This window comes from Kosmotoga sp. (assembly GCF_982836095.1).
This window is the reverse complement of record NZ_CEYIHJ010000006.1, coordinates 1-14844: the sequence shown is the minus strand read 5'-3', so window position 1 is coordinate 14844 and position 14844 is coordinate 1. Positions and strand designations below refer to the sequence as shown.

Below are 14844 nucleotides of genomic sequence, written 5' to 3'. Positions count from 1 at the left end.
TTAGCAAAAGATTAGTTACATTGCTACCTATTACATTCCCCCATGCAGTTTCAGTATGATTATGGTATGAAGCGAGTACAGATATTGCCAGCTCTGGTAAAGAGGTTCCAAAAGCAACCAGAGTAACTCCTATAAGAGTATCGCTTACTCCAAAGGATCTTGCAAGGTTGATACCGGAGTTGACCACAAGGTCTGAACCAAAGACCACTCCCGCCAACCCTCCGAGAGTTGCAAGGATTGCCAGCGGCATTTTGTGTTCCAGATGAGAAATACCCTTTTCTTCAGTTATACCTATTTCACGGTCATTTTTTGCCATAGAAAAAAGGTAATCCACAAAGATAGCGAAAAAGCACAAAAGAACCACGCCATCGTATCTATTGAGCCCCATTGTCCCGTTAAGCAACAACATCCCCGCAGCTATTGTGCTCAATATAACAAAGGGCATTTCTTTTGCTATTGTAGAAGTTGAAATTCTTAATGGCTGAATAATCGCTGTTGCTCCCAATATGAGTGCGACATTTGCCACGTTTGATCCTAAAACGTTCCCTATAGCTATTCCAGAGCCATCTATCGCGGCTTTTACACTTACAGCGAGCTCTGGTGCGCTTGTTCCAAAGGCTACAATGGTAAGGCCTATAAAAAGCTCAGAAACACCAAAACGCCTTGCAATTGCAACAGAGCCATCAATAAGGTAATCTGCACCTTTTACTAAAAGTGCAAATCCGACTATCAAAAGCAACACATTCGCTATCAAAATATCACCTACTTAAAAAAATGCGGCGCTAGGGCCGCACTTCAGATCACAGGTTAATTTATTTAAGAACGCCTAGCTCTTTACCCACCTTCTCAAATTTCTCAAGTGCATATTCAAGATCTTCTGTTGTATGAGCAGCGCTTATCATGACTCTTATTCTTGCTTTTCCTTTGGGTACTGTCGGATACCCAATTGACTGGGCAAAGACGCCTTCTTCAAAGAGCCTTGCGCTGAAAGTAGAAGAGAGTTTTGCATCGTAAAGCATTACCGGGGTAATTGGAGTTTCGCTATGTCCAGTGTCAAAACCCATTGATTGCATCTTTTCTTTGAAATATCTGGCATTTTCCCAGAGTTTTTCCACAGGTGATCCATCGTTCTGGAGAATTCTCACTGCAGCAAGGGCTGCACCGGTTTCTGCGGGCGATAGTGAACTGCTGAAAAGGAATGGACGTGCCTTCTGTTTAAGATAGTCTATTAGCTCTTTTTTGCCAGCGACAAAGCCACCTACAACGCCAAAAGCCTTTGAAAGAGTTCCTACTTCTATATCCACTCTTCCATGAAGGTCAAAATGGTCTACAATACCGCGTCCGTGGCTTCCGAGTACGCCTTCACCATGGGCATCGTCAACCATCAGTAATGCATCGTACTTTTCACACTTTTCGACAATTTCAGGCAATGGAGCAAGATCACCGTCCATAGAAAAAACCCCATCTGTAATCACGAGGAGTTTTTTTGCACCATCAGCCTTGGCTTCCTTAAGCTTTTCTTCAAGGTCTCCAGCATCACGGTGTTTCCAGACATACCTCTTTGCCTTGGACAATCTGACTCCATCTATTATACTGGCATGATTCAGTTCGTCTGATAGTATTGCGTCTTCAGCAGTGGTAATAGCTGGAATAACTGCTTGATTTGCGTTGAACCCTGACTGAAGAACAAGAGTTGCTTCAACTTTTTTAAATTGTGCAAGTTCGCGTTCGAGATCATCGTGGATTGATAATGTACCTGCAATAGTTCTCACTGCTCCAGGTCCAACACCCCATCTTTCAATAGCTTCGATGGCAGCCTTCCTCAACTCGTTTCGGTATGCGAAACCGAGATAGTTGTTTGAGCACATGTTGAGTACTTTTTTGCCGTTGATGGTTAACCAGGAGCCCTGTGGGCTTTCCAATGTCTTGATTTTTACGAGAAGCCCATTTTCTTCGAGCTCTTTGAGTTCCTTTGAAAAGACGCTGTAATCGAACACGAAATCACCCCCACTCAAAATTATTCTATCTCAAGCACTACTTTTCCTGCTACACCTTCCAACATTGATTTTACACCTTTTTCCCAATCGTCCATTTTCAAAACGTGGGTTACAACAGGCGAAAGATCTACGCGTTTGTTTCTGAGAAGTTCGGTTGCTATTTGCCATGTTTCAAACATCCTTCTACCGGTAATTCCGTAAAGGGTTAGCCCTTTGAATATAACTAAGGAATTGAGATCAAAATTCACATCACCGGGGAATACGCCCAAAAGAGAGACTTCTCCACCATTTGTCGTGCTTTCTAAGCCCTGTTTGAGTGCATTGAGGTTACCTGACATCTCCATGAAAAAATCGACTCCGTTCCCATCAGTAAGCCTTTTTACCTCATGTACAACATCTACTTCTCTTGGATCAAGAATAACATCTGCTCCCATTTTTCTTGCAAGTTCTTTTCTAAATTCTTTTAGCTCAGTTACAATGACTTTTGCAGCACCAGCACTTCGAGCAACAGCAGCAGCCATTACGCCTATAGGTCCTGCACCGGTTATAAGTACGTTCTTGCCTGTAAGGTCAGTAACAAGAGCGGTGTGAATGGCATTACCAAAAGGTTCCATGATTGATGCAAATTCCGGCGAAATACCTTCTGGAACTTTCCAGAGTACAACTTCAGGGACTCGAACATAAGGTGCAAAAACGCCATTCCTGTCAACACCCAGTATCTTCATATCTTTGCACACATGCATTCTGCCGGTTTTGCATTGTAAACACTTTTGACAGGGAATATGGGTTTCAGAAACCACCATATCACCAACTGAAACGCGGGTAACTCCTTGTCCCACCTCGATAACTTCGCCGGTGAACTCATGTCCCGCTATTTGAGGTGGGTGTATCTTTTGCTCTGCCCAGCTATTCCATTCATAGATATGTAAGTCAGTACCACAAATCGAAGCCCTTTTAACTCTTATTAGCACTTCATTTGCAGACAATTCTTCCGGTACTGGAACATTCTTAATGGTAAATCCTTTACCCGGTTTTTCTTTCACAATAGCCTTCATGTATTGGGTTCCCACCTGGATTCCTCCTTTGCAGGATTTTGCACCACATTTTAAGTGTAATACCTACACGATTGTTTCCCAAAACCGGAAATACACGAATAATCCGGAATCAGTTAATTCACGCTCTCCATTCTCTTTATATCTATTCCGTGGAAAATCAGGAATTTCTTTATATCATCAATAGTTTTCAACCTCATATACTGATTTCTCATTTTTGCAGCGTTGGGGATATTCCTGGTATAGCCGACGAAGAATTTTCGTGATTCTTTTATGCCCTTGTCTATGCCTTTTTCTTTTAACAGCAATAGCAAATGCTCTGCAAAAGCGCTAAGTCGTTCAATGGCTGTCAATTTCCGGTAAGTTCCTGTTTCAATCAGAGTTTTTGACTGTTGGAATATCCACGGATTGCCTATCGCGCCTCTGGCAATTATCACCCCATCAACAGGATAGTTGTCGTATATCTTTTTAACATCCTCCGGGGTAAACAAATCACCAGAGCCAAACACGGATATTCCGTGTTCATGGCACAAATTCGCTGCTCTTGCTATGGCTTCCCAATCAGCTTTTCCTGTGTATTTTTGCTTTGTTGTTCTCCCATGAATAAAGATAGCATCCGGACCTGCATCTATTAATTTGCTAACTATTTCAAGCACCCGGTTATCGTTCCAACCGAGCCTTATCTTCACGGAAACAGGTTTCTCAACTCTTTCCTTTAACAGAGCGATTATCGCTACCAGTTTTTCCAGTTGCTGCAAAAGAGCGCTTCCTGCCCCTTTTCTGGTAACCTTTTTTACAGGGCAACCAGCATTAACATCGATCCAGGTCACAAGATCAGCGATACGTTCATACGCCTGCAAGAACTTCAGTGGTTCATTACCGAAAAGCTGCACTCTACACGGCGCTTTTGGAAGAAGTTTTGTGGTAGCTCTATCATTTAGTAAAATTCCGTCAACGCTGAGCATTTCCGTAAAAATGAAATCTGCTCCCCATTTCAATGAAATGCTCCGCATTATGTGATCAGTATAGCCTGCCATCGGGGCAAGCCCTATTTTAAAAATTTCTTTCATAAAAGGCTATGACCTCCAACAGAATACTTTCTGGAACCATACCTAAAATGGATTTTTTTGTTTCTACACGATGGCGAATTTCTGTTGCAGATAATTGGATAAGAGGGGCATTCAAAAATATTATGCCTCTTTTTTCATAAGATTTAAGTGAATCATAAGCATATGATGCCCTTCGCTTATAGCGAGGATAAACAACGATAAATGCCTCTTTTAAAAGTTCCTGGAACCTATACCATGATTTGATGTTTTTCAAGCTGTCCTCCCCCAAGATCAAATATGGAGGAGTACCATGTTTTTTGCTAAAATGCCGTACTGTGTCAATGGTATAGGAAGGTCCCCCTTTTTCAGCTTCGTAGGTTGAAATCACAGCTCTCTTTTCGCTGGTAAAAGCCTTTCTTAGCCATTCAACACGTTTGTTGAAAGAAGCTTTTACGCGCTCTTTGTGCGGAGGGTTGAAGGCAGGGATGATGTATATAAAATCGAGTTCAAGTGCTTCCAACGCATACGCTGCTACTGTAAGATGTCCATTGTGTATAGGGTCGAAAGAACCACCAAAAATACCATATTTTTTACTCTTTATACTCATACTCTCTCCCATTGACCAGGACCAAATCTCCATCTTTTGCACCCATATTTCTCAACTTTGAAGAAAGCCCACCTTTTTCCAATTGTTCGAGAAGATAAAGATCTTGCTTCTCCTTGAGTATTATTTTCCTGCCATAATAGTCAACTGCAGGTCCTTCCACAATAAAGATACCATTTTCTCCTCTTCTAATTCTGAAGTTGTTTACAGCAGGCTCCTTTTCACTAATAGCTGAAACCTTTGGTAATTTGGATTCTTCGGTACGAAAGAAGTTTCTCAAAAAACTCTTGCTTCTCTCTATATGATCCCAAATTTTTGATTTTAGTTCCTTTATATTGAAACCTGTTGCTGCGGAAATAGGCATTATTTCCTTTCCGGTTTCGTCTTTGAAACGCTTTAACCGTATTTCCAACTCTTCGGGTGGAAGCACATCAGTTTTATTCGCTACAATGATTTCGGGCTTTTTAGCAAGGTCAGGATTATGCAACATGAGTTCTTTCCTGATATCATAATAATCCTGAACAAAATCCCTACCATCTATTGAAGCGATATCAATTAGATGCACAAGTAAGTAACACCGTTCAACATGCTTGAGAAAATTATGCCCCAAGCCAGTACCTTTGTGAGCTCCTTTAATCAATCCAGGGACATCGGCGACAATAAATCCATTTTCGCCAAGTTTGACAACCCCAAGATTAGGAACCAGCGTGGTGAAATGGTAATTGGCTATTTTTGGCTTTGCGTTCGAAATAAGAGAAATAAGTGTCGATTTCCCTACATTTGGATAGCCTATAAGCCCCACATCTGCGAGCAATTTTAATTCGAGTCGTATATACAATTCTTCACCCGGATCACCTGCTTCTGCCATTTTTGGTGCCTGGTTGACAGAAGTTGTAAAATGAACGTTTCCACGGCCGCCTTTGCCGCCCCTTGCAACACATACTGTTTCACCGGGTTCTTTCAAATCAGCAATGAGCTCATCGGTTTCAGCATTGAATACCTGTGTACCTAGAGGAACTTCTATAACTATGCTTTCTGCGTTTTTGCCGTTCATTTTTGAGCCTGATCCGTTCTCCCCGTCTGGAGCTATGAACTTCCTTTTTCTTCGGAATTCACTCAAAGTATTTTTGCTGGTTGTAGCACGAATGAAAACATGGCCGCCATCTCCTCCATCTCCGCCATCAGGACCACCAAAAGGCACATATTTTTCCCTGCGAAAGGAGATAGCGCCATCACCGCCTTTGCCAGCTTTAACATAGATTTTTCCAGTGTCAATAAGGCTTTCTGGTTTACTCATACTTCTTACCCTCACTTTCCTCTTATGTTATAATAACACCGCCAGAAGAAAGGGGGAAGACCCGTGGCTAGTATAGTCAATATTGGATTTGACTCCTATGTTGTGGTTGACAGGGTAATGGCGGTTTTGCCCGCCCATAGTTCGGCTGTGAAAAGATTGAAACAACTCGGTGTCGAAAGCGGTAAGACAGTCAATCTGACCTTTGGGAAGCGAACAAAGTCGGTCATCATGGTAGACAGTGGACATATTCTCTTTTCCTTTTTACCAATCGATAAGTTAGTAGATAAGCTATTTTCAGATCAGGAGGAATAAAGTGTGGATTTCAAAATGATGCCAGTGGTTCCTTATGTTGTAGAAAACAGAGGGCGTGGAGAACGAATTTACGATATTTTTACCAAACTACTCAATGAAAGAATAATTTTTCTTGGTTGGCCTATTGATGATGAGGTATCCAATATCGTAGTTGCCCAGTTGTTATTTCTCGAATCGCAAGATCCGGAAAAGGATATCAGCATTTACGTCAATAGCCCAGGTGGCTCTGTAACGGCGGGCCTTGCGATCTATGACACAATGCAGTACATCAAGCCAGATATTTCTACGATATGCATAGGAATGGCAGCTTCCATGGGAGCGGTTATTTTAACGGGAGGTACCAAGGGCAAAAGATACGCTTTGCCTCATTCAAGGATAATGATTCATCAGCCTTGGGGTGGCGCCGAAGGAACCGCGAGGGATATTGAAATCAGAACGCGAGAACTGTTGCATATCAAGGATGAAGTAAACCGAATTCTTTCAATACATACCGAACAATCCATGGAGAAGATTGAGCATGATACTGATAGAGACTTTTATATGAGCGCTCAAGAGGCTGTCGAATATGGACTGGTGGACAAAGTAATTGACCCCAAAAAATCGAAAGTTAAAGTTTGAGGAACATAACAGAATCTGCCGGCGCATTGCGCCGGCTTTTAACATTAAATGTAAAGAAAGGAAATGATAGAGGAGGTTCAAGATTTTGGCACTAAGGGAACTAACTCCGATGATGAGGCAATATCTTGAAATAAAAGATAATTACAAAGACTGCATTCTCCTTTTCAGATTAGGAGATTTTTACGAGGCTTTTTTTGAAGATGCCAAAAAAATCTCTGAAACTTTGCAAATAGTTTTAACTTCACGCAATGGCAATCCTATGGCAGGTGTTCCACATCATGCGGTTGGTCAGTATGTTAAGAAGCTCCTCGATGCGGGCTATAAAGTAGCTATTTGTGAGCAAGTAGAAGATCCTGCTACTGCCAAGGGACTTGTTAAAAGAGAAGTCACCAGGGTACTCACTCCGGGGACTGTTCTTGAAGATGACCTGCTTCCTATGGAAAGGAACAATTACCTTTCAATAATGGGAATCCATAAAGGTAAAATGGCGTTTGCCATTACAGACATCTCAACGGGCGAAGTTGGCACAAGCGTGGTAGAACTCGATGAGGCTAAAGATATCATTGAGAAATACAGGCCATCACAACTGGTACTTCAGGAATCTTTAAAAGAGCACAAAGATTATCTTCTATCGAGCATGGAAAATTTATTTGTTGAAAACCTTGAAGACTGGCATTTCGCCTTTAGTTCGAGTGTCGAGTATATAAAAAGCTTCTATGGGCTTGCATCGTTAGATGCTTTGGAACTTTCTGAAGAAGAAATCACTGTGTTAGGCACACTCTTTAAATACCTTGAAATGACGCAATTTAAGACTTTCTCTCATTTCTCGCTTCCATCCAAGCTTAATACACCCGATTATATGCAATTGGATTCAGCGACAATCGAGAATCTTTCACTTATTCCATCCGGGAAAAAAGGTTCGCTTTTTGAGACCTTAAAAGAAACAGCAACCGCAATGGGAACGCGCAGGTTGAAAAAATGGCTTCTGACTCCATTGACGTCAAAAGCAGAGATTAACAAGCGCCTTGATTATGTGGAAGCTCTGATTCATGATTCATTACTGCACGAAGAGCTTCGCGATTTTTTACGAAGGGTCTTTGACATTGAGCGTATTGCCACACGGATTTCATCAGGCAAAACCGTTCCAAGAGACCTTCAATCACTCAGGTCCACACTTCAGGTCTTGCCATATATCAGGGAACTCTTTGAAACCAACGACGTTTTTTTTCAGTTAGCCGGGGAAATTCCGGATTTCTCACAAGAACAGGAATTGCTTGAAACAGCTCTTGAAGATGAACCTTCTGCAATACCGGGAGATGGAAAGGTTATTAGAAAGGGGTACAACAAAGAGTTTGATGAATTGAGAGAGTTGTTATTCAGCTCAAGAGAAAAACTCAAAGAATTTGAACTCCATGAAAAAAGACGTACAGGAATCAGCAACCTGAAGGTAAAGTACAACAAGGTATTTGGTTATTTTATTGAAGTTTCAAAGGCGCAGTTGGAACGGGTCCCCGAAGATTACATCAGGAAGCAAACACTCGTAAACTCAGAACGCTTTATTACTCCGGAGCTTAAACAATTTGAAGACAAAATGCTGAGTGCCAGTGAAAAGATAGAAATAATGGAACGCGAGCTTTTCTCAGAATTATGCCAGCAATTGAATAAGAGTAGAGAGAAGTTGAAAAGTGTTGCTCAACTTCTTTCTGAAGTCGATGTTTATCAATCCCTGGCTACTGTCGCTCGAAAATATAACTACGTCAGGCCACGATTTTCCGAAAATAGATTGATGATGTTAAAAAATGCAAGGCATCCTGTGGTAGAGAGATATATCAGGGATTTTGTTCCAAACAGTATTTCCTTTAGTGAGGATAAGAATTTCTACATTCTCACTGGACCAAATATGAGTGGAAAGTCAACTTTTATCAGACAGATTGCATTGTGCTCCATAATGGCCCAAATTGGTTCTTTTGTTCCCGCTGAAGAAGCTGTCTTGCCTATTTATGACAGGGTATTCACCAGAATAGGGGCAAGAGACGATGTCGCAGGTGGAAAGTCCACATTTTTAGTAGAAATGATGGAAACTGCATCCATTTTATCAAAAGCAACTGAAGACAGTCTTGTTGTTCTTGATGAAGTCGGCAGAGGCACTAGCACTTTTGATGGGATAAGTATTGCATGGTCTGTCTCAGAGTTCATTTATGAAGCAATTGGTTGCCACACTGTTTTTGCTACCCATTTTACCGAACTCACCGAACTGGCAAATATGTACAGTGGAATACACAACATCACAGTAGCCGTGAAAGAAACAAAAAAAGGCATTCTCTTTTTACACAAGGTTATTCCTGGTGTAGCGGAACGATCCCATGGTATCGAAGTTGCAAAGTTAGCCGGAATTCCCCAGGTTGTTCTGGATCGTGCGAAAGAAATTCTGCGCGTTATCGTTAAAAGCAGTTCACTCGACAAAACCGTGCAGGTACTCACAGCTGAGGAAATTTCAAGTATCAGAAAGTCTAAGAAGGGTAAAATGCATAGGGATCAGCTCTCACTTTTCGAGGGCAATAAGTGAATAAATGGTATAATTATGCTTTGGAGGAGGGACTTATGAACAAGCTGATAGAATTGCGTAAAAGAATGAAAGAAAGAGCTCTGGATGCCATGTTGATTATTAACAGGGAAAACAGTAATAAGGCAACGAGCTGGTATATCTCAGGATTTTCTGGTTCTCTTGCCCTTTTGCTGATCACAGGTAATTCCGAATACATCATCACAGACTCTCGATACTTCACACAAGCTTCCATGCAGACATCTTTTAAGCTTGTTCCGTATAAAGGTGGAGGGATTGAGGGTATAAAAATCATACTTGATCAATTGATTTCGACAAATGCTATTAAACGTCTTGGATTTGAAGCTGAAAGGATAACCTATTTTTATTTTCAAAATCTTCTTTCTGATCTTGGGGTTGAATTAATTGAATCAGATGATATCATCAAAACTCTGAGAATGGTAAAAACAGAGGAAGAAGTAGAAAAAATTAAAAAAGCAGTAAACGTTGCTGAAGCTTCCCTTATTGAAACCCTGAACATGGTAAAACCAGGTGTAACTGAAAGAGAAATAGCCGCAAGGTTAGAGTATGAAATGAAGAAGAGGGGTGGAAACCCATCTTTTGAAACCATCGCTGTTTCTGGTAATAGAAGTGCTATTGTTCATGGGACTCCTTCAGATAAAAAGATATCCCAGGGCGAATTCCTTCTAATAGATTTTGGAGCCATTGTAGATGGTTATTGCTCGGACATAACTAGAACTTTTGCCATCGGTGAACCTTCAGATGAAATGGTCTCGGTGTATAATATTGTTTATGAAGCTCAGAAAGAAGCCAGAGAAGCTGCTAGAGCTGGAATTACCGGCGCTGAACTTCATAACGTAGCGAAAACCATTATTTCAAATGCTGGTTACGGTGAATATTTCGGACATGGGCTTGGACATGGGCTTGGTATGGAAGTGCATGAACATCCCTCAGCAAATCCTTTGAACACTGAACCTTTGCCAGAGCATTCCGTAATTACCATAGAACCAGGAATATACTTGCCCAATAAGTTTGGTGTCCGGATAGAAGACGATGTCTTTTTAACCAAAGAGGGCTGTATAGTTCTTACTTCACTTGATAGAGAATTGAAAACATTATAATCGCGGAGGTGTCTTCATTGCTTGAAGTCGGAGACATAAGAAAGGGTATAGCCCTAATAGTGGATAATGATATTTACATCGTGCTTGATGTCAATAAGCATTTTACAGGTCGTGGTAGTGGTATCATCAGAACAAAAATGAAAAACATAAAAACAGGCTATGTAAGGGAATTCAAATTCAACAGTGGTGAGAAAGTTGAGGAAGCATCGCTTTCTTTGAGGCATGTTCAATATTTGTACAATGACGGAAACCTTTATTATTTTATGGATCTTGAGACCTATGAGCAATATGCGTTGGATAAAGAAGTTGTCGGAGATGCTATATATTATATGACCGAAAACATGGAACTCGATCTCCAATTTCACGATTCTACCCCAATAGGTGTTGTTTTACCGAATACGGTTGTGCTCGAAGTTACTGATACCGCTCCAAGCTATAAGGGTGATACAGTTTCTGGCGGTGGAAAACCCGCTGTATGCGAAACAGGTCTAAAGATCACAGTACCATTCTTTGTCGAGAACGGGCAGAAAGTCAGAGTTGACACAAGAACAGGCGAGTATATAGAACGAGCTTAAAGAAAGGAGGGAAATTGATGAATTTTGATGAGACAGAATTGGGAAAAGTTGAAATTTCAGACCCTGTTATTCGAGATCTTGCAGTGCATTCTTACATGGAATTTAATGGGTTGAGCTTTACCGACCAAAAAGCGAAGAAAGAAGCCAAAGCGGCTGTAGATATAGAAGTAGAAGAATTAGAATCTGGAAAGAAGCAAATCAAAATCAACGTTTCTACAAAGGTCAAATATGGTGAATCTATTCCGGAATATGCAAGAAATTTGCAAAAAAAGTTGAAAGAAGATGTGGAAAATTTGAGTGGTCTTGAGGTTTCTGAGGTTTACGTGAAAGTTCTCGATGTTGTAGAAGTGACTGAAACTAAACCAACAGAGGTAACCGAGCCGGAAGAAGAAGACGAAGAAGAGGGAAAATAACATATGGCTGAAAAGCGTGGAAATAGGAGACGAATGCGTGATATCGTCTTCAAGTCTGTGTTTCAATATGATTTTCACCAAGATGCAAGCGTTGCATTTGGTTTTTTGAAGAAAGAGTCGTCATTCCATTCACTCGATGAAGAAACCTGGAGAAGAGCCTACAAGTACCTTGATGGCATCTTGGGACATCTCGAAGAAGTTGACCGTGTTATTTCATCACACTTGATAAACTGGACTTTTGATCGCTTAACTGCAGTTGACAAAAATATATTGAGACTTGGAACTTATGAATTAATCTACGAATTAGACGTTCCCATTGAAGTTAGTCTAAATGAAGCTATTGAACTTGCTAAAAAATATGGGTCCATCGAAGACGGGAAATTTGTCAATGGTGTTCTTGATAGAATAGCCAAGCAGCATACTCCGCCTTCAAAGCGGAACCTTTAATGAGGTGATGGCATGAATGACCTTGAAATTGCAAGACAGGCAAAACTTCGTCCTATCACAGAGATCGCAAGAAAGGCCGAAATTCCAAAAGAGTATCTTAAACTGTATGGCGATAACGTAGCCAAAATTTCCCATAAGTATCTTGAAACACTGAGAGGGAATCCCGATGGAAGGTTAATACTCGTTACCGCAATTACGCCAACAAGTGCGGGTGAAGGAAAGACAACCACTTCTATTGGCCTCGCTATGGCGCTAAACAGGATTGGAAAGAAAACTTTCGTGACTTTGAGAGAGCCATCTCTTGGCCCGGTTATGGGTATAAAGGGTGGAGCTGCGGGAGGCGGCTACGCTCAGGTTTTGCCTATGGAAGAAATCAATCTTCATTTCACAGGTGATATTCATGCAGTAACAACTGCGCACAACCTTTTATCAGCCTCAATCGACGCTCACATAAAATTTGACAACAAACTCAATATTGACCCTACGCGTATATATTGGCCCAGAGCTATGGACATGAACGATAGAGCTCTCAGGCAAATCGTCGTGGGATTGGGGGGGAGATCCAACGGCCTCCCGCGTGAAGATGGATTCATTATCACTGCTGCTTCAGAAGTGATGGCTATTTTGTGCCTTGCCAAAGACATTGATGACCTAAAAGCCCGTTTGGGAAATATCATTATTGGTTTAAGCAAGCATGGTGATTTTGTATACGTTAAAGACCTTAAAATTCAAGGTGCAATGGCGGCAGTCTTAAAAGACGCCATTAACCCGAATCTTGTACAAACAATTGAAGGAACTCCGGCTTTTGTTCATGGAGGTCCTTTTGCGAATATTGCTCATGGTACAAATTCCATTATAGCCACAAAAATGGCATTGAAGCTTTCGGACTATGTTGTAACTGAAGCGGGGTTTGGTGCTGACCTGGGTGGAGAAAAGTTTTTGGATTTTGTTTCTCAAGTTGGTGGCTTCAACCCCTCAGCGGTTGTTCTTGTGGCCTCAATAAGGGCTCTTAAGTTAAACGGCGGCGCGGACAAGAAATCACTTGGTGCTGAAAACACCAACGCACTGAAAAAGGGCTTTGACAATCTTAAAGTGCATTACGACAATATGCAGAAATACAATTTACCAGTGGTTGTGGCTATCAATGATTTTCCTGATGACACGCCTGCGGAAAAAGAGCTCTTGGCTGACTTGTGTGATGAATATAATATTCCCTTTGAGATTTCGACCGTGTGGAGAGATGGCGGAAAAGGCGGAATAGCTCTTGCAGAAAGAATTGTCGAGCTATCCAGCGCTGAAAACAAATTTAAACCGCTCATTTCCCTTGATGCGCCCATAGAAGAAAAGCTCAGCGTGGTTACAAAGGAAATATATCGTGCAGGCTCTTATAGCCTTGAACCAAAAGCAAAGAGGATGCTCCGCATTCTTAAAAAGCGAGGATTTGGGAATTACCCAATAATTGTTGCGAAAACGCAGTATTCAATATCAGATGATGCTAAAAAGCTTGGAGCACCAGAGGGTTACGATTTCCAGATAAGAGATTTAACGCTCTCAGCAGGAGCCGGGTTTGTGGTTGCGGTATCTGGTGATATCATGCTAATGCCCGGACTTCCAGCGGAATCAAATGCCGAAAAGATTGATATCAATGAAAACGGTGAAATTATAGGCTTATTTTAATGGAGTGATTATATGGCTATTATTCTTGAAGGTATGCCAGTGGCCAAAAAGATTTACCAAGAAATTGTGGAACAAATGTCACGTTTTGGGCAAAAAAAACCCCAGCTTGTTCTCTATTGTAGTCACCCGGATGATTCCACACAAGCTTATATGAAGTCCATTCTAAAGCGAGGAGAAAAGCTCGGTATACCCGTTCATGTGATCGAAGCTTCGAAACAGCCTTTTAACGATATAATGCGCTTTAACAATGATTCGGTGATCTCCGGGGTCATGATTATGCACCCTTTAAGAGAAGTCGATGAAGACATGATTATCAAAGCCATATCTCCATTGAAAGATGTTGAGGGCCGAGGCCCGGTGAATTTAGGTGGAGTAGTCATGGGAGAAGCGTACTATGCTCCACCAACTGCTGAAGCTGTGATGGAGATTCTTGATTTTTATGGTATTTCCATTAGAGGAAGAGACGTCACTATATTGGGTAGGTCCACAACGGTGGGAAAACCGCTTGCTCTGCTTATGCTTAAAAAAGGCGTTGATGGTACTGTGACAGTTTGCCATTCACGCACAAGAAATATAGAAAGCAAGGCGAAGGGAGCCGATATTCTTGTGAGTGCTGTGGGAAAAGCTGGGTTTGTAAGAAAAAGTTGGGTTAAAGAAGGCGCAGTGGTAATTGATGTTGGAATAAACTTTTCTAATGGCAAGATCGTTGGCGATGTTGATTTCGAAGAAGTTAAAGACATAGCCACAGCTATCACTCCTGTTCCACATGGTATTGGAGTTGTCACAACAGCGGTTCTATTCAAACACCTCGTTGAATCTTTCAAGCGAATTTTGGATGGTGGCTTATGAATACCCAGGAACCTCTTTTCAAAAAGATCAAGAATTACAGCTATCAGGAGCTAAAAATATTTGCAGGGGAAATCAGGGATTATATCAAATCCGTGGTTGCGAAAAACACCGGGCATCTTTCTTCAAACTTAGGCACTGTTGAGTTCACTTTAGCACTTTATCGCGTCTTTGACCCGGATGAGGATATCATTATTTGGGATACTGGCCATCAAGCTTATACTCACAAATTGCTCACTGGGCGATATAATGAGTTTGAAACCCTGCGTCAAA

16 protein-coding genes are annotated in these 14844 nt (G+C 41.4%); 10 read left to right on the top strand and 6 right to left on the bottom strand.

Features of this window, described 5'->3' with window-relative positions:
- From AC3LHT_RS00995 to obgE, 6 genes are all read right to left on the bottom strand, one after another.
- Window positions 1-754 (bottom strand): calcium/sodium antiporter (locus AC3LHT_RS00995; RefSeq protein WP_488661708.1); only part of this gene is annotated, 754 nt, incomplete at its 3' end.
- A 58-nt stretch (window positions 755-812) separates the two neighbouring features.
- The gene (locus AC3LHT_RS00990; protein ID WP_290645738.1) at window positions 813-1997 is read right to left on the bottom strand and encodes a glycine C-acetyltransferase; all 1185 of its coding nucleotides are present in this window, start codon (window positions 1995-1997) and stop codon (window positions 813-815) included.
- 20 nt (window positions 1998-2017) lie between these two features.
- Window positions 2018-3052 (bottom strand): L-threonine 3-dehydrogenase, encoded by a 1035-nt coding sequence (gene tdh, locus AC3LHT_RS00985; RefSeq protein ID WP_366011283.1) that lies wholly within the window; start codon window positions 3050-3052, stop codon window positions 2018-2020.
- Window positions 3053-3165: 113 nt separating this feature from the next.
- Window positions 3166-4119, bottom strand: coding sequence for a tRNA dihydrouridine synthase (locus AC3LHT_RS00980; protein WP_290645742.1), 954 nt, complete (start codon window positions 4117-4119; stop codon window positions 3166-3168).
- Window positions 4103-4705 carry a nicotinate (nicotinamide) nucleotide adenylyltransferase gene (gene nadD, locus AC3LHT_RS00975; protein WP_488661707.1) on the bottom strand — a complete coding sequence of 201 codons (603 nt, stop codon included), beginning with the start codon at window positions 4703-4705 and terminating at the stop codon, window positions 4103-4105. Before nadD ends, AC3LHT_RS00980 begins: the two co-directional genes overlap by 17 nt.
- The gene (obgE, locus tag AC3LHT_RS00970) at window positions 4689-5999 is read right to left on the bottom strand and encodes a GTPase ObgE (RefSeq protein WP_290645746.1); all 1311 of its coding nucleotides are present in this window, start codon (window positions 5997-5999) and stop codon (window positions 4689-4691) included. The genes nadD and obgE overlap by 17 nt, the downstream gene beginning before the upstream one ends.
- A gap of 63 nt (window positions 6000-6062) precedes the next feature.
- Here obgE and AC3LHT_RS00965 point away from each other — a divergent pair, with 63 nt between their 5' ends.
- The 10 genes from AC3LHT_RS00965 to AC3LHT_RS00920 form a co-directional block, all read left to right on the top strand.
- Window positions 6063-6311 carry a DUF370 domain-containing protein gene (locus tag AC3LHT_RS00965; protein ID WP_290645748.1) on the top strand — a complete coding sequence of 83 codons (249 nt, stop codon included), beginning with the start codon at window positions 6063-6065 and terminating at the stop codon, window positions 6309-6311.
- Window positions 6312-6329: 18 nt separating this feature from the next.
- Window positions 6330-6929: an ATP-dependent Clp endopeptidase proteolytic subunit ClpP gene (gene clpP, locus AC3LHT_RS00960; RefSeq protein ID WP_488661715.1), complete on the top strand. Its 600-nt coding sequence runs from the start codon at window positions 6330-6332 to the stop codon at window positions 6927-6929.
- Window positions 6930-7014: 85 nt separating this feature from the next.
- Window positions 7015-9495, top strand: coding sequence for a DNA mismatch repair protein MutS (gene mutS / locus AC3LHT_RS00955; RefSeq protein WP_488661706.1), 2481 nt, complete (start codon window positions 7015-7017; stop codon window positions 9493-9495).
- 35 nt (window positions 9496-9530) lie between these two features.
- Complete coding sequence (locus tag AC3LHT_RS00950) at window positions 9531-10613, top strand: M24 family metallopeptidase (protein ID WP_290645752.1); 1083 nt, start codon at window positions 9531-9533, stop codon at window positions 10611-10613.
- Between the two features lie 17 nt (window positions 10614-10630).
- Window positions 10631-11188 carry an elongation factor P gene (gene efp / locus AC3LHT_RS00945; RefSeq protein ID WP_366011269.1) on the top strand — a complete coding sequence of 186 codons (558 nt, stop codon included), beginning with the start codon at window positions 10631-10633 and terminating at the stop codon, window positions 11186-11188.
- A gap of 17 nt (window positions 11189-11205) precedes the next feature.
- Window positions 11206-11601, top strand: a complete 396-nt coding sequence (locus AC3LHT_RS00940; protein ID WP_290645755.1) for an Asp23/Gls24 family envelope stress response protein — start codon at window positions 11206-11208, stop codon at window positions 11599-11601.
- A gap of 3 nt (window positions 11602-11604) precedes the next feature.
- A complete protein-coding gene (gene nusB / locus AC3LHT_RS00935) occupies window positions 11605-12048 on the top strand; it encodes a transcription antitermination factor NusB (protein WP_290645757.1) in 444 nt (147 codons plus the stop codon).
- A gap of 12 nt (window positions 12049-12060) precedes the next feature.
- Window positions 12061-13725 (top strand): formate--tetrahydrofolate ligase, encoded by a 1665-nt coding sequence (locus AC3LHT_RS00930; RefSeq protein WP_488661705.1) that lies wholly within the window; start codon window positions 12061-12063, stop codon window positions 13723-13725.
- A gap of 12 nt (window positions 13726-13737) precedes the next feature.
- The gene (locus AC3LHT_RS00925) at window positions 13738-14574 is read left to right on the top strand and encodes a bifunctional 5,10-methylenetetrahydrofolate dehydrogenase/5,10-methenyltetrahydrofolate cyclohydrolase (RefSeq protein ID WP_488661704.1); all 837 of its coding nucleotides are present in this window, start codon (window positions 13738-13740) and stop codon (window positions 14572-14574) included.
- Window positions 14571-14844, top strand: a 274-nt coding sequence (locus tag AC3LHT_RS00920; protein WP_488661703.1) for a 1-deoxy-D-xylulose-5-phosphate synthase N-terminal domain-containing protein, incomplete at its 3' end; no start/stop codon positions are given. The genes AC3LHT_RS00925 and AC3LHT_RS00920, both read left to right, overlap by 4 nt.

Coding starts and splice junctions, on each gene's coding strand:
- tdh (WP_366011283.1), bottom strand. CDS start 3,052: ATGAAGGCTATTGTGAAAGAAAAACCGGGTAAAGGATTTACCATTAAG.
- AC3LHT_RS00980 (WP_290645742.1), bottom strand. CDS start 4,119: ATGAAAGAAATTTTTAAAATAGGGCTTGCCCCGATGGCAGGCTATACT.
- nadD (WP_488661707.1), bottom strand. CDS start 4,705: ATGAGTATAAAGAGTAAAAAATATGGTATTTTTGGTGGTTCTTTCGAC.
- obgE (WP_290645746.1), bottom strand. CDS start 5,999: ATGAGTAAACCAGAAAGCCTTATTGACACTGGAAAAATCTATGTTAAA.
- clpP (WP_488661715.1), top strand. CDS start 6,330: ATGCCAGTGGTTCCTTATGTTGTAGAAAACAGAGGGCGTGGAGAACGA.
- AC3LHT_RS00950 (WP_290645752.1), top strand. CDS start 9,531: ATGAACAAGCTGATAGAATTGCGTAAAAGAATGAAAGAAAGAGCTCTG.
- AC3LHT_RS00940 (WP_290645755.1), top strand. CDS start 11,206: ATGAATTTTGATGAGACAGAATTGGGAAAAGTTGAAATTTCAGACCCT.
- nusB (WP_290645757.1), top strand. CDS start 11,605: ATGGCTGAAAAGCGTGGAAATAGGAGACGAATGCGTGATATCGTCTTC.
- AC3LHT_RS00930 (WP_488661705.1), top strand. CDS start 12,061: ATGAATGACCTTGAAATTGCAAGACAGGCAAAACTTCGTCCTATCACA.
- AC3LHT_RS00925 (WP_488661704.1), top strand. CDS start 13,738: ATGGCTATTATTCTTGAAGGTATGCCAGTGGCCAAAAAGATTTACCAA.